The 17,427-nt window shown below is 58.3% G+C and carries 16 protein-coding genes; 8 read left to right on the forward strand and 8 right to left on the reverse strand.

Annotated elements, in window-relative coordinates; all coding sequences use genetic code 11:
- The first annotated feature begins 107 nt into the window (after window positions 1-107).
- Window positions 108-821, forward strand: coding sequence for an SDR family NAD(P)-dependent oxidoreductase (locus tag HNQ99_RS11365; RefSeq protein ID WP_184475768.1), 714 nt, complete (start codon window positions 108-110; stop codon window positions 819-821).
- Between the two features lie 24 nt (window positions 822-845).
- Here HNQ99_RS11365 and HNQ99_RS11370 read toward each other — a convergent pair whose 3' ends face one another.
- Both HNQ99_RS11370 and HNQ99_RS11375 read right to left on the reverse strand, forming a co-directional pair.
- Entirely contained in the window at window positions 846-1,325 is a 480-nt protein-coding gene (locus tag HNQ99_RS11370) for an RNA pyrophosphohydrolase (RefSeq protein WP_184475769.1), read from the reverse strand.
- Window positions 1,315-2,193 carry an alpha/beta hydrolase gene (locus HNQ99_RS11375; RefSeq protein ID WP_246414915.1) on the reverse strand — a complete coding sequence of 293 codons (879 nt, stop codon included), beginning with the start codon at window positions 2,191-2,193 and terminating at the stop codon, window positions 1,315-1,317. Before HNQ99_RS11375 ends, HNQ99_RS11370 begins: the two co-directional genes overlap by 11 nt.
- 357 nt (window positions 2,194-2,550) lie before the next feature.
- On the opposite strand from HNQ99_RS11375, the gene HNQ99_RS11380 reads away from it, so the two are divergent.
- The 5 genes from HNQ99_RS11380 (at window position 2,551) to HNQ99_RS11400 (ending at window position 9,159) form a co-directional block, all read left to right on the forward strand.
- The gene (locus tag HNQ99_RS11380) at window positions 2,551-4,425 is read left to right on the forward strand and encodes a 2-oxoacid:acceptor oxidoreductase subunit alpha (protein WP_184475771.1); all 1,875 of its coding nucleotides are present in this window, start codon (window positions 2,551-2,553) and stop codon (window positions 4,423-4,425) included.
- Window positions 4,426-4,512: 87 nt separating this feature from the next.
- Window positions 4,513-5,532 carry a 2-oxoacid:ferredoxin oxidoreductase subunit beta gene (locus tag HNQ99_RS11385; protein WP_184475772.1) on the forward strand — a complete coding sequence of 340 codons (1,020 nt, stop codon included), beginning with the start codon at window positions 4,513-4,515 and terminating at the stop codon, window positions 5,530-5,532.
- A 70-nt stretch (window positions 5,533-5,602) separates the two neighbouring features.
- Entirely contained in the window at window positions 5,603-6,871 is a 1,269-nt protein-coding gene (locus HNQ99_RS11390; protein ID WP_184475773.1) for an SAM-dependent methyltransferase, read from the forward strand.
- Window positions 6,872-6,934: 63 nt separating this feature from the next.
- Entirely contained in the window at window positions 6,935-8,143 is a 1,209-nt protein-coding gene (locus HNQ99_RS11395; protein ID WP_184475774.1) for a hydrolase, read from the forward strand.
- Complete coding sequence (locus HNQ99_RS11400) at window positions 8,140-9,159, forward strand: arginine N-succinyltransferase (RefSeq protein ID WP_184475775.1); 1,020 nt, start codon at window positions 8,140-8,142, stop codon at window positions 9,157-9,159. The genes HNQ99_RS11395 and HNQ99_RS11400 overlap by 4 nt, the downstream gene beginning before the upstream one ends.
- A 21-nt stretch (window positions 9,160-9,180) precedes the next feature.
- Here HNQ99_RS11400 and HNQ99_RS11405 read toward each other — a convergent pair whose 3' ends face one another.
- The 5 genes from HNQ99_RS11405 to radA are packed head-to-tail and all read right to left on the reverse strand — an operon-like array spanning window position 9,181 to window position 13,644.
- Window positions 9,181-9,507: a DUF423 domain-containing protein gene (locus HNQ99_RS11405; protein ID WP_184475776.1), complete on the reverse strand. Its 327-nt coding sequence runs from the start codon at window positions 9,505-9,507 to the stop codon at window positions 9,181-9,183.
- The gene (locus HNQ99_RS11410) at window positions 9,504-11,312 is read right to left on the reverse strand and encodes a cation:proton antiporter domain-containing protein (RefSeq protein WP_184475777.1); all 1,809 of its coding nucleotides are present in this window, start codon (window positions 11,310-11,312) and stop codon (window positions 9,504-9,506) included. The genes HNQ99_RS11405 and HNQ99_RS11410 overlap by 4 nt, the downstream gene beginning before the upstream one ends.
- On the reverse strand, window positions 11,309-11,746 hold the full coding sequence (locus tag HNQ99_RS11415) for an iron-sulfur cluster assembly scaffold protein (protein WP_184475778.1): 438 nt from the start codon (window positions 11,744-11,746) through the stop codon (window positions 11,309-11,311). The genes HNQ99_RS11410 and HNQ99_RS11415 overlap by 4 nt, the downstream gene beginning before the upstream one ends.
- Entirely contained in the window at window positions 11,743-12,267 is a 525-nt protein-coding gene (locus HNQ99_RS11420) for a CvpA family protein (protein ID WP_184475779.1), read from the reverse strand. The genes HNQ99_RS11415 and HNQ99_RS11420 overlap by 4 nt, the downstream gene beginning before the upstream one ends.
- A gap of 9 nt (window positions 12,268-12,276) precedes the next feature.
- Window positions 12,277-13,644 (reverse strand): DNA repair protein RadA, encoded by a 1,368-nt coding sequence (gene radA / locus HNQ99_RS11425; protein ID WP_184475780.1) that lies wholly within the window; start codon window positions 13,642-13,644, stop codon window positions 12,277-12,279.
- 128 nt (window positions 13,645-13,772) lie between these two features.
- On the opposite strand from radA, the gene HNQ99_RS11430 reads away from it, so the two are divergent.
- Together HNQ99_RS11430 and HNQ99_RS11435 are read left to right on the forward strand one after the other, a co-directional pair.
- Window positions 13,773-14,468, forward strand: coding sequence for an endonuclease/exonuclease/phosphatase family protein (locus HNQ99_RS11430; protein WP_184475781.1), 696 nt, complete (start codon window positions 13,773-13,775; stop codon window positions 14,466-14,468).
- A gap of 40 nt (window positions 14,469-14,508) precedes the next feature.
- Window positions 14,509-16,839: a patatin-like protein gene (locus HNQ99_RS11435; RefSeq protein ID WP_184475782.1), complete on the forward strand. Its 2,331-nt coding sequence runs from the start codon at window positions 14,509-14,511 to the stop codon at window positions 16,837-16,839.
- A 62-nt stretch (window positions 16,840-16,901) separates the two neighbouring features.
- On the opposite strand, the gene HNQ99_RS11440 is transcribed toward HNQ99_RS11435, so the two are convergent.
- Window positions 16,902-17,378, reverse strand: a complete 477-nt coding sequence (locus HNQ99_RS11440) for an SH3 domain-containing protein (RefSeq protein WP_322790363.1) — start codon at window positions 17,376-17,378, stop codon at window positions 16,902-16,904.
- Between the last annotated feature and the right edge of the window lie 49 nt (window positions 17,379-17,427).

The following is a 17,427-nucleotide window of genomic DNA, read 5'->3' on the forward strand; positions in this document are numbered from 1 at the left end:
TCAAATCACACGGCATTCGGCCCGAGTTTATTCGAGAGACGCTGGCGCGGATCAACATGTCCCGGCGACACTGAACATGAACAGAAACGGCATACAAAGATAACGGCATGACCAACAAATCCCTCGCAGGAAAACTGGCCCTCGTCACGGGCGCAAGCCGTGGAATTGGCGCGGCCACCGCATTGGCATTCGCTGAAAAAGGCGCGCATGTCATCATTACCGCCCGCACTGCTGGCGCTTTGGAGGAAGTCGAAGAGCGCATTCACGGTTTCGGCGGCAACGCCACAATCGCCCCGCTGGACCTGACTGACGGCGAAAGTATCGGGCGTCTCGCCGGCGCGGTAGCAGAGCGTTGGGGCACGCTCGACGTCTTGATTCTAAACGCGGCGATGCTCGGAACGCTAACTCCTGTGAACACCATTGATCCCAAGGAATTTGCTCGTCTCATCACGCTGAACCTTACGGCGCAGCAGGCGCTGATCGCTGCCTTCGATCCGTTGCTCCGCAATAGTGCGGACGCGCGGGTGATAGCTATCACGTCCAGCGTCGCCCAAAGACCCCGGGCCTATTGGGGAGCCTATGGCGCGTCCAAATCCGCGCTGGAGACGCTGGTCACGGCCTATGGCGAGGAAGTAAAGAACATCAGCAAGATTCGGACCGCGATTGTGGACCCCGGCGCGACGCGCACCGCCATGCGGGCCAAAGCCTTTCCAGGTGAAGATCCGGCAACGCTGAAGACTCCCGAAGTGGTTGCGCAGGCGCTGGTGCACCTAGTGGAGCAGGACCCCATAACAGGCTATCGCACCCGGGTTGAAGCTTGACGGCCGCGCTGAAGTCAGCAGCGTCTAGATAATATCCCGGAATTCCCGGAGCACATCCCTGTAAAGCTTACGTTTGAAGGGAACGATCAGATCGGGAAGTGTATCAGGATCCGCCCATTTCCAGGCGCGAAACTCCTGATGCTCTGTTTCGATGTCGATGTCATTATCCGTGCCGGTAAATCGCACCAGAAACCAGATTTGCCTCTGCCCGCGATATCGGCCCTTCCATATTTTACCGATCAACTCGTCTGGAAGATCGTAGAAATGTTCATCTTTCGCCTGAGCCAGAAACTGCAAATGCTCTTCCGCGATACCCGTCTCTTCCCGGATTTCGCGAATGGCAGCCGTGCGGGGGTCCTCGCCGTCATCAATGCCGCCTTGAGGCATCTGCCACGCCTCGACGCTCGAATCGAGCCGTTGCCCAACAAAAACCTTGCCTTCATAATTTACGAGCATGACCCCTGCGCAGGGGCGATATGGAAGGGCATTCAGCTTAGCGTCCATAAAGTCCTTCGCTCATTGAACTCCCGAGCCGTTCGGCCTGATGTCGGACCATATTCTTGAACAAGGCGAGTCCTTCCCGAATATCGTCGACTGATGAAGGTATCGCCTTGGCCAGGTTAATAAAACCGTGAATATTGCCCCTCGCCTCACGATAGGTCAGCGGCACGCCTTGTTCGATGCACGCCTTGGCATAGCGCCGACCTTGGTCTCGCAGGGGATCCAGCCCGGCCGTGACGATCAGGGTCGGCGGCATTGAATTCTGGCTGCCCATCAACGGGGATGCGCGCCACTGATCCATGTCGGCCGCATAGCACTGATCAAACCATTTCATTTCAGCGTCGCCAATAAAATAGCCCTCGGCGAACAGCTGATTGCTGCGGTAGCGGTTTTTGAGGTCTGTGGCCGGGTAAATCGAAAATTGCGCCAGGACTGGCGCCTGTGCCGGCTCGTCCCGCAGCGCCATTGAGGTCACGATGGACAGCAAGCCGCCGGCGCTGTCGCCACAGAGGGCAATTGCGGTCACATCGAAGCCTAGCTCCGGCGGGCTGGCCGCCACCCAGCGCGCAGCTGCTTCGCAGTCGAGCGGCGCTGCTGGGAAAGGATGTTCGGGGGCAAGCCGATAATCGACAGCGATCACCGGCATGTCGAGTTGGCGAGCAGCCTCTGCACAAAAAGGCGCGTGCGTATCAAAATCACCCAACACAAAACCGCCGCCATGAAAGAAGACGAGGGCAGGCCCCTTCTCACGATGGGAACGAGCATCGAACAGACGGAGCGGAATTTCACCGGCCGGCCCTTTGCAACTCAGATCTCTGATAACCGCCAATTCGCCCACCGCAACATCGGCAAGCTGCCCCATATCGCGCATTACCCCTCGGGCCTCCGCTAAAGAAAGTTCTGCCATTTTTGGTCGGGGTGCGGTGTTCACAAAATCCAGAAACGCCCGGACATCCGGCCGAACAAAAAGATGGTCCAAAGCATTTCTCCCGATTGCCGATGAGCCTGTGAATCCATATCTCCATAAGAGCATGTCGCGTCCGACGGCAACCGACGATTAATTGCCCACGGGGTCACATGCCCATGGAGCCAGAAGCAAATGCTTCTGCAACCAGAAAAGGGAGATTGCTCTGTCCGCATATTTTCTATTTTGAAGTGCAGGGCTTCCCGGCGTAGGACAGCGCCCAAGAAGTAGGCCATACAGTTAGTAACAGGACGAGTGACAGACATGGCGACAGCCGCCCAGAATATTACAACCGAGGATGTCTCGGCTGCCCCCGCGCCCGAAGCGGTAGTGGTCCGCTTTGCGGGCGACAGCGGCGACGGCATGCAGCTAACCGGCGGCCAGTTCACGCTGTCGACCGCGCTGGCTGGAAACGACCTGGCGACCTTCCCGGATTTTCCGGCAGAGATTCGGGCGCCGCAGGGGACGTTGTTCGGTGTGTCGGCGTTCCAGATCAATTTCGGCTCGACTGAGATCAACACGGCGGGCGATGAACCCGATGTGCTGATCGCGATGAACCCGGCCGCACTCAAGACCAATGTCACCGCGCTGAAACCGGGCGGCCTGATCATTGCTGATGAAGGCGAGTTTAACGACCGCAATCTCGCCAAAGCCAAATATGACCACAATCCGCTGACGGACGGCAGTCTTGCCAAATGGCAATTGCTGGCCTTCAACATTTCGCAGCACACGCTCGACAGCGTGAAGGAATTCGGCCTTGGCAACAAGGAAGCGTTACGCTGCAAGAATATGTGGACATTGGGTCTGGCGCTTTGGATGTTCGATCGTGACCGCCAGCCGATCATTGATTGGCTGAAGAGCAAGTTCGCAAAAAACCCCGTGCTCGCCGACGCCAATATTGCGGCGCTGAACGCTGGCCATGCCTATGGTGAGACCGCAGAAATCGGCGGACCGATGAAGCAGTACCACGTCGCCGCCGCGCAACAAGAGGAGGGACTGTACCGCACCGTTACTGGGGCGGAGTCCATTTCCTTAGGTTTGGTGGCAGGAGCGCAACTGGCCGGTCTACCGATGTTCTTTGGCGGCTATCCAATCACTCCGGCATCGGCAATCCTTCACCACCTGTCCCGCCTTAAGGAATTTGGCGTCACCACATTCCAGGCTGAGGATGAGATTGCGGCCATCGCTTCGGCCATTGGCGCAAGCTATGCGGGCCAGCTTGGCATCACATCCTCCTCAGGTCCGGGCATTGCGCTGAAGGGCGAAGCCATCGGCTTGGCAATCATGACCGAGTTGCCATTGGTCATCGTCAACTCCCAGCGGGGCGGGCCTTCCACGGGGTTGCCGACCAAGACGGAGCAATCGGATCTTTATCAGGCCGTCTATGGCCGCAACGGCGATGCGCCGATGCCGGTGATCGCCGCAAGCTCGCCCGCCGACGCATTTGACTGCGCGATAGAGGCCTGCCGCATTGCGACACAGTATATGACGCCGGTCATGCTGTTGACCGACGGCTATATCGCCAATGCGGCCGAACCTTGGAAAGTGCCCGACATGAGCACTTATGAGCCGTTCCCCGTGCGCTTCCTGGAAGAGCCTCAGGAAGGCGGCCTGAAACCCTATGGCCGCGACCAGAAGCTGGCGCGTCCCTGGATCAAGCCCGGCACCCCTGGCCTGCTCCATCGGATTGGCGGTATCGAAAAGCAGATCGGGACCGGTCACATCGACTATTCCCCTGCCAACCATCAGGCGATGACGGAAATTCGCCGCGACAAGGTGCTGGGAATTGCGAACGACATTCCCGATCAGGATGTTTGCCTTGGCGAGCCCGGCGGCAAGCTGGCGATTGTCGGATGGGGTTCCACCTTTGGCCCGGTCCACCAGGCCGTACGCCGCGCCCGCGCCAAGGGCCAAAATGTGAGCCATATCCACATCCGCCACATTTGGCCGCTGCCCAAAAATCTAGGGGCGTTGCTGGGGGGCTATGACCGGATATTGGTGCCGGAAATGAACACCGGCCAGCTTAAGACCGTATTGCGTGACCAGTATCTGGTCGACGCCAAGCCTTTGAACAAGACTTCCGGCCAACCCTTCCGCATCGCGGAGATCGAGGCCGCGATAGACGAAGAACTGAAATAGCACTTCCTGAGCCGTTCGTGTCGAGCAAGTCGAGACACGTCCGCGCCAACGTCCCTCGACTTCACTCGGGACGAACGGAGACCAAGAATGAATGAGATGACCAAACTGAGCATCAAGGACTTTGAAACCGATCAGGAAGTGCGTTGGTGCCCCGGCTGCGGCGATTATGCGATCCTCAAGGCCGTGCAGCGCACCATGCCGGAACTCGGCGTAAGACCAGAGAATGTCGTGTTCGTTAGTGGCATAGGCTGCTCCAGCCGCTTTCCCTACTATATGGAAACATACGGCTTCCACACGATCCACGGCCGTGCTCCGGCCGTGGCGACGGGCGTCAAGCTAGCCAATCCGGAACTCGATGTCTGGATTATCACAGGTGACGGCGACGCATTGTCGATTGGCGGCAATCATACGATGCACGTGCTGCGCCGAAATGTCGATTGCCAGATCCTGCTCTTCAACAATGAGATTTATGGCCTGACCAAAGGTCAGTACAGCCCGACCAGCCGAGTGGGAACACAAAGTCCATCCACGCCTTTCGGCTCGGTGGATCGCCCTACCCGTCCGGCTGCGTTCGCGCTAGGATCCGGCGCGCGTTTCGTAGCACGTGCCTATGACGTGTCGAAGCAGCTTCCCGATGTGCTGAAGGCCGCACACGCGCACAAGGGCGCAAGCTTTGTCGAAATCTTCCAGAACTGCATTGTTTACAACAAGGACGTGTTTGCGGACTTTACCGAGAAAAAGAATGCCGATCTTGGTCAGCTCTGGCTTGAAGACGGCAAGCCCATGCTGTTCGACAAGGGAACCAAGGGCCTTAAGCTCAATCTCGACCACCTCCATTTGGAAGTGGTGGATGTCGTGGATGGTGATTGGGAAACCGCCGGCGTTCTGGTTCACGACGTCCGTAACCGCGCGGTAGCCCATATGCTTGTCGAAATGCCCTTCGGCTCTTTCCCGATGGCGCTTGGCGTCCTGTACAATGATCCTGCGCCGACATTCGACAGCGTGGTCATCGAACAGAACAGGACAGTCGCTCAGGGGAAGACGCCCGACCTCCAAAAGCTGGTCTCGAAGGGCCAGACCTGGACCGTTGGGAAGCAGCCGATTTAAGCTGACGAGAACTGCAATTTCGGTACTTTGCCCGATTGCCTCCCACGCGGGGCTCGGGCAAAGTCCCCGTATGAACGCCATTTCACCTGGACGTAACCGCAAGCTGCCCAGCATCAAGCCTTTTGCAAGCGGTAACAGGATCAGCCGTCTGCTCGGTCCCATTTTTCACAAGATACTGGACCGCATTGACGCTGGTCTTGAGGCAGGGGCGCTGGAGGCCTGGCTGCCCGACGGCACAACACGCATTTTGGGCGGGCGATGCCAGGGACCGGTTTGTGAGGTACGACTAAACCGGTGGCGTGCACTGATACGCCTCATCGGTTCAGGATCGACCGGTTGGTACCGCGCATGGGAGGCAGGCGAATGGGAAAGTCCTGACCCCGTTCCGCTGTTTGCCCTATTCATGCGCAATGCCGAGACTCTGGGAGGCGTCGCTCGCGCGCGTGGTCTGTCGAGGCTGCTTGCAAAGACAACGCACGCATTGCGCATGAATAGCCGAAGCGGGGCGCGCCGGAACATCGAATTTCATTATGATCTCGGCAACGACTTCTACAGCGCATGGCTTGACAAAAGCATGTGCTATTCCAGTGCCTTGTTTGAGGATCTTAATACTATACAGGAATCCTTGGAAAGTGCGCAGCAGCGAAAATTAAACGCCATTCTAGGGCGGCTACGGCTGCACGATGGCCATTCGCTTATTGAAATCGGCTGCGGATGGGGCGCATTAGGTGCCGCCGCATTGAAACATGCCAGCCTGCGTTATGACGGACTGACTCTCTCGCCGCGCCAAAAGGCATTTGCGGAGGAATGGCTGTCGAGCGCGATCTCCTCCGGCGGTGCACAGATCTTTCTTACCGACTATCGCGACGCCAAGGGGCAATATGACGCCGTTGCAAGCGTTGAAATGGTGGAAGCCGTGGGGCAGCGTTATTGGCCCGACTATCTCGCGGCTATCCATCGCCTACTGAAGCCTGGCGGCCGGGCGGCGATCCAGTATATTTGCATCAACGATACCCTGTTCGACAGCTACGCCGCCAGCGCGGATTTCATCCAGACCTATATTTTCCCCGGAGGCATGCTGATTTCAGAAGGCCGCTTCCGGAATTTAGCTGAAGACATGGGCTTCGAATGGCACGACCAGAATCATTTCGGCCAACATTATGCGGAAACCCTACGCAGGTGGCGGGAAAATTTCGACAGAGCACTGGATGATGGACGAATTCCTTCTCAATTCGATGAGCAATTCGTAAAACTCTGGCGATATTATCTCATGTACTGTGAAGGGGGCTTTCGCGGCGGCGGCATTGATGTTGCACAAGTGACGCTGGTGAAGACCTGACGGTCGTTTTAACCGCTGCAAATTGGCTGGAGCGATCAGCCGATTTGAGTTACAAGATTACGCATGAGCGCAATTTCAGAAGCCGAACATGGCGTTCTTGAGCTTGCCGCCAGTGCTTCAATGCTGGAGCAGGTGCAGAGCTGGGCAGCGATCAATAGCGGCTCCCGCAATCTTTCGGGATTGGCGCTCATGGCCACAAGGTTGGCGGACGCATTTTCGCTCCTGCCCGGTAAGGTGAAGCTTGTATCCACCGATCCTGTCGAGATGCTGTTGCCAGATGGGCGCCTGGCCGAAATGGATCATGGTGCACATCTTCACCTGACCGTCCGGCCCGACGCGCCAGCGCGCATATTGCTCACAGGCCATATGGATACGGTTTTCGGGACGGACAATCCGTTCCAGACGCTTGCCTGGCTGGACGATGGGACACTTAACGGCCCTGGAGTAGCCGATATGAAAGGAGGATTGAGCGTCATGCTCGCCGCCCTTTCAGCTTTCGAAAGCAGCCCTCTCGCCTCGCGGATCGGCTACGAAATTATTATCAATAGCGATGAGGAGGTGGGCTCGCCTTCTTCCGCTTCCCTGATCGCAAAAGCCGCCGCAGGGAAGATCGCCGCGCTTACCTATGAGCCCGCGCTGCCGGACGGCACCTTTGCGGGCGCTCGTTCCGGCAGCAGCAACTTCTCCGTGATCGTGACCGGCAAAAGCGCGCATGCCGGCCGAAATCCACATGAAGGCCGTAACGCCATAGTTGCGGCCGCTGATCTGGCGGTGCGCCTGAAGCGCGGAAGCGGACGGGGCTTTAGCTGCAACCCTGCCAAGATCGACGGCGGCGGTCCTAATAATGTCGTCCCCGATCATGCCATTCTCCGTGTCAATTTCCGCTCCAGAACGGCGGATGACGAGCAAGCCGCCCTTGCACTACTTGAAGAGAGCGCAGGCAGCGTTTCGCGAGAACACGGGGTCTCTCACAATATCCATCATGGCTCCCGCCGCCCGCCAAAGCCAATCGATTCGGGGGCAGAACGTCTCTTCACGCTGGTGAAGCAGTGCGGATCCTGCCTGGGGCTATCGCTGGACTGGCGGGACACCGGAGGAGTCTGCGATGGCAACAATATTGCGGCCTGCGGAACCCCCGTGGTCGACACAATGGGCGTCAGGGGAGGCGCCATTCACAGTTCGGGTGAATTCCTGATCGTGGAAAGCCTTGCCGAACGAGCCAGCTTGTCGGCGTTGGTCCTCATGCGAATAGCTGAAAGAGGCCGCATATGAGCTTCTTCATTCGCCCCGCCAACCATGGCGATCTCCAGACCCTTTATGAAATGGCCAAGCTGACCGGCGGTGGTTTCACTAATTTGCCAGCGGACCGTGAGGCGCTAAAGGCGAAGCTGGAGCGGACCGAACAAGCACTTTCCCATGACGATGAGATCATAAAAGACGAACTGATCGTGCTGGTGCTTGAAAATAGCGACACCAAGCATGTTCGGGGAACCTGCCAGTTATTCACTCAGGTGGGTCAAATTTGGCCATTCTACAGCTATCGCGTCGGCGTCCTTTCGCAGAATAGCCGCGAACTCGGCCGGACTTTCCGGGCAGAAATCCTCAACTTAACCACTGATCTTGAAGGCTCCAGCGAAGTCGGAGGCTTGTTCCTCCACCCGCGAGAAAGAGCCGAAGGCCTGGGCCTTCTGCTTGCCCGCAGCCGATATTTGTTCATTCGCCAGCATCGCGCGCGGTTTGGAGATCGAATCCTCGCCGAGCTTCGCGGCGTCATTGACGATGCCGGAGGTTCGCCCTTTTGGGACGGGCTTGCCGGCCGCTTTTTCGGCATGGGTTTTCAGGACGCGGACGACTTCAACGCAATTCATGGAAACCAGTTTATCGCGGACCTCATGCCAAAGCATCCAATCTACACCGCTATGCTGCCTGAAAGTGCGCGCATGGTAATTGGCGTGCCGCATCCTTCCGGACGCGCTGCCATGCGGATGCTGGAAACGGAAGGATTTAGGCGCGAAGGTTATATCGACATTTTCGACGGCGGCCCCACAATGACGGCTCAAACCGATCGGCTTCGGACGATTGCAGAGGCCAAAGATGCGACGCTGGCGGGCACCCATTCTGAAAAAGGCGAAAAAATGCTGGTAACCGCTGGCAGGCTGAAGGACTTCCGCTGCTGCTATGGCTATGCCGTGGTTCAGCCGGATGGCGCCGTACTGCTGGACGGCAGCTGCGCAACCTTGTTGCAACTCAACGTCGGCGATTCCTTCACGATGATTCAAAGGTGGTAGTAAACGGCATGAAGGGCAAAGCTATCGGCGGAACAATATCCAGGCCGCCCATAACCAGCCAAGAATAAGCAAGGTTCCCCCAATTGGCGTAACGGCGCCCAGCCAGCGCGGCGCTCCTGCAGCCATCGCGTAGAGGGTGAAGGCAAAAATTGCTGCACCCAGCAACAGCAGGATTGCGGGTCCACGGGCCACACCCATTATCGCGAGGGCGGCGATCGCATGAACCATTTGATACATACCGCCGGTCCTCAGCCATTCAGAGGCCTGCGGATTGGAGGCGCCATGAGCCCCAAAGGCCCCTGCCCCAACGGCAATGGCGGCAGACAGAGCTGCAAGAACTGCGATCACCCAAATTCCCCATCGAACTGACCATCCGGATCGCGCATGCTGTGGCCCGGCCGGTACAACATATCCTTGCCTGCGTGCAAGGACCCTGAAGCATCCTGGGCAGCCAGGCGCTGCTGGTCGTTTTCCCGATAACGCCTTTCGACTTGCGCGATTTCGGTTTGCGGTATGCCTAAGGCTTTCATCGCTTGCAGTCCCATATGGACAGCGGACTCGAATACCTCCCGAACAGACCCGGCAATGTCCAGGGTCCTGAGCGTTAGCAAATGCTGCCTGTCATATGCGCGCACAAACACCGCCGCCTGAGGAAAAGCCTCCAATATCGGTTCCAAGTCCTTGGGGGCCAGCATGTCTCCGTCAATGCAGAACGCTATGATCTGCGCCTTTTCTGCCCCCGCCCTGCGCAACAGGTCCACACGGGTCCCATCGCCATAATAAACCTTCACGTCAAACTGACTGCTAAATTCGATCTGGGCTGGTTTTTTGTCAATCAACGTAACGTCGCAGCCATTACCCATCAGCATCTGGGCGACCGTTTGCCCGAACCGACCATAACCGATTACCAGCGCCGCACCCTGGGGCGCTTCATCCGGCCCTTCCGGTTCGATCTCTCGTGAAGGGCGAGCAAATTCAAGCTTACGAGCCAACAGCAGGAGGAACGGCGTGGTTGCCATGGAAACTGTCACTATAGCGCTGAAGATGCTTGCGGCGCTCGGCTCAATCAGCAAAGCATCTTGAGCCTGCGAGAAGAGTACAAAGCCAAACTCACCCCCCTGGCTCAGGAGCAGGCCCAAGGCAAAAGCCTGCTTGCCTTCCATCCCAAAAAGGCGCGCAACGAGCATTATAATGACGGTTTTGACCAGGACGAGCACCGCCGCCATCCCGAACACAAAGATTGGGTGAGCAAGCACCGTCTGGATGTCCAGAACCATGCCTACAGCAAGGAAGAACAGCCCGAGCAGGATTGAGCGGAACGGCTCGACATCAGCCTCGATCTCATGCCTGTAGGGAGAGTCCGCCAACATCACGCCTGCCACAAAGGCCCCCAAGGCAGTCGAAAGGTGCAGAGAATGCATTAACGCAGCGCTCGCAAGGACCGTAAAAAGTCCCACCACTACAAACAGTTCGCGTTCACCCAGGCGCCCAGCCAGTCTTAACATGGGATTCAGTACGAAATGCCCAACCAGCACCAGTCCCATGATCGCTCCTACCGTGTAGAGAGCGAGCTGCCAGCCGGGAGGTGCGAGCGCATCTATCGGATTGCGAGACAGCGCAGCGACAATGGTGATCAGCGGAACAATCGACAGGTCCTGCAGAAGCAGGATCGAAAAAGCCTTTTCACCGAAGGGCGAATTGATCCGGCCGCTATTCTTCAAGCTGGGAAGAACCTGGGCCGTGGACGACAGGCCAAGGGGTAAGCCCAGCGCGAGAGCCGCACCCCATGTAAACTCCGTAGTCAAATAGATGATAGCCGCCAAAGCTGCACCGCACAGCACGACCTGCATGAGCCCCAGTCCGAATATATCCCGCTTCAGCCGCCATAATCGTTGGACATTGAGTTCCAGGCCAACAAGGAACAGCAGTAGCACTATGCCGATTTCGGCAATGGCCAATTTCGACTCCGCGCCTCCCACAAGGCCAAAACCTTGAGGACCGACCAGAGCACCTGCAACCAGATATCCAAGCACCGCACCCAGGCCAAGGCGACGGAATAGCATCACGAACAGCAATGCCACGCCAAGGAGGACAACCCCCTCGGTCAGCAGCATGTCGGTGGCGCTGGCCGCTTCCGGGACCGCCGGATTCATGATCCGCTATGCTCATTTGCAATAGCGACCGCTTCGGCAACAGCCTCAAATCCCAAACGAATTGAGGCGTGACGTGCCGGATAGCCCCGGGCCGGCGCAATAACCTCAAAGCCGGGCCAGAAATCTGTTTCGGCGCTAATCCCCGCCAGCCAAGCTGCAAGCCCGTCCCGGGCCGTTACCAATTCCGCCTGAGTTTTTCCCATGGCATGTGCCGCCATGAGAGAGGCAGACGCCTGTCCCAGAGCGCAGGCGCGGACTTCCAGGCCAAGATCGCAAAGTCGCCCATCGCGATCGAGCCGCACGTCCACCGTCACCCGGCTGCCGCAGGTGGGCGAGCGCTTCTCAGCGCTGCCCTGCGGATCCTTCAACCGTTTATGATGAGGGATGGAAGCGGCCAACCGCAATATATCAGAATTATAGAGAGGCGCGTTCATTCGTCCGTCATTGCCTCACTAGCTGGGACACCGCGTCGCTCCGCAATAAAATCGCTCATTGCCTTACCGCTGGCGTTGAGCAGGGGATAGCTCCGCGACGAGGACATCCATTCGGGCCGTTCTGCACCCCCGCCATATATGGTGTCGTAAACCAGACTTGCCAGCATGAAGAGCAGCGTCGCGCCAATAAGGCCCTTTAGGACGCCGAACCCCAATCCCAATATCCGATCAATTGGGCCGAGCACTGATTGACGCGTTCTGGCGCCAAGTGAGCGTGCCAGAAATTTCCCGACCACGAACGTAACGCCGAACACTAGGGCAAAGGCCAATACGGCCGCCCCCGCCTGGGTTCCCACGGGTCCTGTCAACCATTCCGTGGTTGGCGTATGCAACATCCTTATCGCAAAAATCGCCAACACCCAGGCGATAAGCGAGAGCGTTTCCGTTACGAAACCGCGCATAAAACCGAATATCGCGCCACCGCCAATCAAGAGCAGTACAATTATATCGAGAGCTGTCATGACTGCTGGCTAATCGCGGCCGAGCATATGGTCAACAAATTGCGCGAGCGTTCTGAATCCAGTGTTCGAAACGCCGGAGGCCTTGTCGGCGACCGAGGCGGGAATCAGCGCGCGGGCAAAGCCAAGCTTGACCGCTTCCCGGAGGCGCAAGGCAGCATGGGCGACCGGCCTGATCTCTCCCGAAAGTGCAACTTCCCCGAACAATATGGAATCGGCTGGAACGGGCCGTTCCGAAAGGGCCGATATCAAAGCTGCTGCCACTGCCAGATCGGCGGCCGGATCGGATATGCGATAACCGCCCGCGATGTTGAGATAGACTTCGCATGTCGAAAAGCTGAGGCCGCACCGCGCCTCAAGCACCGCCAAGATCATTGCCAAACGTCCACTGTCCCAACCTACGACAGCGCGCCGAGGGGTTGCGCCGCTTGCGAGGCGAACGGTCAGAGCCTGAATTTCAACCAACACAGGGCGCGTACCCTCCAGCGCCGGAAAAACAGTTGCACCAGTGACGCTCTCGTCCCGATGGGTGAGGAATAGCGCCGAAGGATTTGCCACCTCCGACAATCCCTCGGACTCCATTGAGAAGACGCCAATCTCATCCGTGCCGCCAAAGCGATTCTTGATCGCGCGGAGAATGCGGTACTGATGGCTCCTTTCCCCTTCGAAATTCAGCACCGTATCCACCATATGTTCAAGCACGCGAGGTCCAGCGATGCTGCCGTCCTTGGTTACATGGCCAACAAGAACCAACGCCGTTCCCCGCTCTTTGGCGAAGCGAATAAGTTCCTGAGCGGAGGCGCGTACCTGACTGACCGTACCAGGAGCACCCTCGATCAAATCGCTGTGCATCGTCTGGATCGAATCGATGACCAGAAACGCCGGGGGAGCGCCTTGGCTCAAGGTCGTGAGAATGTCCCTCACCGAAGTCGCGGACGCCAGCTGCACCGGAGCCTTGCCGAGCCCAAGCCGCTGCGCGCGCAGCCGCACCTGATCCGCCGCCTCCTCTCCGCTGATATATGCTACCGCAAGGCCCCTCGCCGCCATCCTTGCGGCCGCCTGCAGCAATAAGGTGGATTTGCCGATACCAGGATCGCCGCCAATCAACGTAGCGGATCCCGCCACTAGGCCACCGCCCAAGGCCCGGTCGAACTCGGCAATCCCTGTAGGCTCTCGCGCCGGCAAGGCGACATCGCTGTCGAGGGCTACCAGATTGACGGCCCGCCCTCCCGCTTGAAGGCTATGACGCGCGCTGAAGACGGTCTCTCCTGCTTCCTCGATCAGGCTGTTCCATTCGCCGCAATCGTCGCACTGACCCTGCCAGCGGAAAGAAACCGAACCGCAGAGCTGGCAGACATATTTTTTCTTCACCTTGGCCATGAGGTGGATGTATCAGAACATAGAGGGAACACCAGAAGAAATTTGGAGGGCTTGGAAACCTTGCGCCTGCGCAGTCAAATTCTTTGGAAGTCTTGCCTTATTCGACCAACCAAAGGCACAATCGACGAATGATCAAGGTCGCCACCTATAATATGCGCAAAGCCATTGGGACGGACCGACGCCGGAACCCTGAGCGCATATTGGAGGTACTGCGTGAAATCGACGCCGATGTCATAGCGCTACAGGAGGCCGATCGGCGATTTGGACAACGCACGGCGGCGATCCCGCTGCACCTTTTGGACTTGCATAGCGACTATCAACCGGTTCCGCTCGACGTCCATATCGAAAGCATGGGGTGGCATGGAAATGCGCTTCTGGTGCGAAAGTCGGCGGAGATATTGCGGCACGAAGTCCTCCATATTCCCTATCTCGAACCGCGCGGGGCGGTGATGGCGGAGGTGCTGTTAAAGGGACAAACAATGCGCGCCTTTGGAATGCATCTCGACCTTTCCGGCCTGTGGCGACGACGACAGGCGGCCGCCGTCATTGCCCACGCCAACAGCTATCAGGACAGCCTGCCGACTGTATTGATGGGCGATCTCAACGAATGGAGCGCCCAGGGTGGATGTTTGAGGGACTTCGCTCATCATTTCCGCTTCGCCGATTGCGGCAAGAGCTTCCATGCCCGCCGGCCCGTGGCGCGGCTGGATAGAATAATGCATTGCGCCAACTGGACAGTGATGGAGAGCGGCGTCCATGACAGTCCTTCGGCGCGGAAGGCGTCTGATCACCTACCCATTTGGGCCGCTTTGAAGCCTGCCTGATTCACTCGACAACTGACTGCCATCCTGCCATTTCTTCTACATGAGGGAGAAGGAACTGAGGCTGGCGCTGGTATGCTATGGCGGCATCAGCCTCGCCATTTACATGCACGGCATCACCAAAGAGATTTGGCGCCTCACCCGCGCCAGTCGCGATTATCACGACGGATCGGAACCATCCGGCGGCAGTCAGGAAGTTTATCTTCGGATATTGGAAGATATTGCGCATCACGCCGACCTCAAGCTGCGGGTGCTGACCGACATCATTGCGGGGGCGAGCGCGGGAGGCATAAATGGGATTTTCCTGGCGCAAGCCATAGAAGCTGGCCAATCACTCGATCCACTGACTGAGATGTGGCTGCAAAATGCGGACGTGGACCTGTTGCTGGACCCCGGTGCGCGGCCGATGAGCAGGATGACCAAATTCTGGGCCACGCCGCTGGTGTGGATGGCGGCGCGGCGACCGAATGACACGGTCGAGCAAACCGTTGCGGCGGAGGCGCGAGAGGAGGTTCGGCACAAATTATCGAACTTCATACGTGCGAGATGGTTTGCGCCGCCGTTCGGAGGGGAAGGGTTCGTCAATCTGCTGCTCGACGCGCTGGATGCAATGGCGGCCAGCGACGCCGGGCAGCCGCTACTGCCTTCTGGCCATCCGCTCGATCTGTTCGTGACCGTGACGGACTTTGACGGTCATCCGGAGAGACTTCGCCTCAACAATCCATCAGAAGTGGTTGAAACAGAACACAGATTAACGATTGGATTTCACGTCCGGGGCGAGGAGCGCCGTCTGGGCGACGCTGCGGATCTTGTTTTCGCCGCCCGGGCCACCGCCAGCTTTCCCGGTGCCTTTCCTCCATTCACTGTTCGCGAGCTCGATCGCGTTTTGAAGAAGCGCGAACGGGCCTGGCCTGGGCGCGATGCATTTCTAAAACGCATTCTTCCCCGTCAATCGGCCATCGGAGCGGCTGATGAAGCCGTGCTGATCGATGGCTCGGTGCTCGCCAACGCCCCCTTCGCTCAGGCCATTGAAGCGCTAAAGAATCGGCCTGCCAGGCGCGAGGTTGACCGGCGCTTTGTCTATATCGATCCAAAACCGGGCGTCCGCAGCATTCGCTGGAGCCGCCGCCGTGAAGGGGATGACGAGGACGGCGAGCAGAACCTGCCGGGCTTTTTTCGCACAATCTTCGGCGCATTGTCTGACATTCCCCGGGAGCAGCCCATCCGGGACAGTCTGGAAGCCATTGAAAACCGTTCAAAACGCATCCGCCGCATGCGCCGCATCACCGAGGCCTTGCGTCCGAAAATCGAGGAAAGTGTGGAGGCCCTATTCGGCGGCACCTTCTTTCTGGACCGACCGACGCCGGCACGGCTCGCGGCCTGGCGTGGAAAGGCTCAGGAACAGGCGGCACGGCAGGCGGGCTACGCCTATCCCGCTTATGGCCATTTGAAACTGTCGGGTATCGCCGAGGACATGGCGGCGCTGTTGTTTCGGCTGGGAGGTGACGGAAGTCCTTCGCAAAGGGAACTGTTCCGCTCATGCCTATGGAAAGTGCTGCGCGAACGGGGCCTTGACCGAATCGGCGAGAAGGCAAATGGCGGAGCGTCGGATTCCGTCGTCCTGTTCTTCCGCAATCACGACCTGGGCTTCCGCATTCGCCGCCTTCGTTTCATGGCGCGAAGACTTGCCGAGACGCTCGAAATCCAAAGCAGCGCGCCTCAGGACGCGATCACTGGCTTTCATGACGCCATTTACGCGGCGCTTGCCCTCTATCTGGAACGAGAGACCGCCGATTTCTACAACGAAGCCATGGTGGCCGCGGCTGCCGTGCTACCAGATGCACCGCAGGCCGCCATCGACCTCTTGTCTGAACAGCGCAACCTGAAAGAAATGGACTCGCGGGCCGAGCACATGCTCTCCGAAGCCTTGTGGGCGCTGCCCAAGGAGGAGAGGAGAGCGATGCTGCTCGCCTATCTCGGTTTCCCCTTTTACGACATTGCCACGCTTCCTCTGCTGCAGGGGGAAGGCCTGGACGAATATGATCCCGTAAAGGTGGATCGGATCGCTCCTGACGATGCCACCGCCATAAGAGCGGGAGGTGCGGAAGCGACCTTGAAAGGAATAGAATTCAACAGCTTCGGAGCATTTTTTAGCAGGGCTTATCGAGAAAATGACTATCTTTGGGGCAGGCTCCACGGCGCGGACCGGTTGATCGACATCATGCTTTCCAGCCTGCCTGCCGGCGTTCACCTGCCGCCAGGCGCTGCGGCGGCGTACAAGCGAAAGGCCTTTCATGCGATATTGGATGAGGAGGAGAGTCGCCTTTCGCTGGTAAAGGAGCTGATCGCCGACCTGCGGAAGGAGATCGGCTAGAGCATCGCGCCTCAAATGATGATCAGACAGTTTAAGATGATCATCGTTTAAGGCGCAGCGCTCTATTCCGCCGCACCCCATAGATGGGCTTTTTCAATGAATCCCTTGCGGCCCTGAATGTCGATTAGACACCAGCCATCCTCACAGTCCGATATTCGGCCGACCACTCCCGGCTCCGCGCGATAGATGACCGTCGCGCCGCTTTCAGGGGCTTGCCTGAGAGGCTGCACACCGCCCTGAACAATGGCGGTCGGTTGATCACTCAGCAGCCTCACATGCATCCACCCCTGTGTGCCGTCGGGATCCTCAACCTTGCGCCAATGCGAGTAGATTTCTACAACCTTCACCGGCAGATCGCGGCGGCGATAGATCCAGTTTGCCGGATAATCGTCGCTGGGACCGGTCCGCATCCGCGCCTCTGTCTTGGAAATCGAGGCCCAATAGGGCGGTTTCTTCATCTGTCCCGCCGCTGGCGTGCCCATGAGCATGACCCCGGCGGAAATGCCAAGGAAAACAGCGCGTAGCCGAAATGTCATCATGCTTCTTCCACCCACGATCTCATTTTCTGCCTGTGCCAGTTCGCCGCAC

It is taken from the genome of Rhizorhapis suberifaciens (genome assembly GCF_014200045.1).
Classification (GTDB): Bacteria; Pseudomonadota; Alphaproteobacteria; order Sphingomonadales; family Sphingomonadaceae; genus Rhizorhapis; species Rhizorhapis suberifaciens.

Excerpts from the sequence above, each read along its gene's own strand:
- HNQ99_RS11365 (WP_184475768.1), top strand. The coding sequence starts at position 108 with ATGACCAACAAATCCCTCGCAGGAAAACTGGCCCTCGTCACGGGCGCA.
- HNQ99_RS11370 (WP_184475769.1), bottom strand. The coding sequence starts at position 1,325 with ATGGACGCTAAGCTGAATGCCCTTCCATATCGCCCCTGCGCAGGGGTC.
- HNQ99_RS11375 (WP_246414915.1), bottom strand. The coding sequence starts at position 2,193 with ATGCGCGATATGGGGCAGCTTGCCGATGTTGCGGTGGGCGAATTGGCG.
- HNQ99_RS11380 (WP_184475771.1), top strand. The coding sequence starts at position 2,551 with ATGGCGACAGCCGCCCAGAATATTACAACCGAGGATGTCTCGGCTGCC.
- HNQ99_RS11385 (WP_184475772.1), top strand. The coding sequence starts at position 4,513 with ATGAATGAGATGACCAAACTGAGCATCAAGGACTTTGAAACCGATCAG.
- HNQ99_RS11390 (WP_184475773.1), top strand. The coding sequence starts at position 5,603 with ATGAACGCCATTTCACCTGGACGTAACCGCAAGCTGCCCAGCATCAAG.
- HNQ99_RS11395 (WP_184475774.1), top strand. The coding sequence starts at position 6,935 with ATGAGCGCAATTTCAGAAGCCGAACATGGCGTTCTTGAGCTTGCCGCC.
- HNQ99_RS11400 (WP_184475775.1), top strand. The coding sequence starts at position 8,140 with ATGAGCTTCTTCATTCGCCCCGCCAACCATGGCGATCTCCAGACCCTT.
- HNQ99_RS11410 (WP_184475777.1), bottom strand. The coding sequence starts at position 11,312 with ATGAATCCGGCGGTCCCGGAAGCGGCCAGCGCCACCGACATGCTGCTG.
- HNQ99_RS11415 (WP_184475778.1), bottom strand. The coding sequence starts at position 11,746 with ATGAACGCGCCTCTCTATAATTCTGATATATTGCGGTTGGCCGCTTCC.
- HNQ99_RS11420 (WP_184475779.1), bottom strand. The coding sequence starts at position 12,267 with ATGACAGCTCTCGATATAATTGTACTGCTCTTGATTGGCGGTGGCGCG.
- radA (WP_184475780.1), bottom strand. The coding sequence starts at position 13,644 with ATGGCCAAGGTGAAGAAAAAATATGTCTGCCAGCTCTGCGGTTCGGTT.
- HNQ99_RS11430 (WP_184475781.1), top strand. The coding sequence starts at position 13,773 with ATGATCAAGGTCGCCACCTATAATATGCGCAAAGCCATTGGGACGGAC.
- HNQ99_RS11435 (WP_184475782.1), top strand. The coding sequence starts at position 14,509 with ATGAGGGAGAAGGAACTGAGGCTGGCGCTGGTATGCTATGGCGGCATC.
- HNQ99_RS11440 (WP_322790363.1), bottom strand. The coding sequence starts at position 17,378 with ATGATGACATTTCGGCTACGCGCTGTTTTCCTTGGCATTTCCGCCGGG.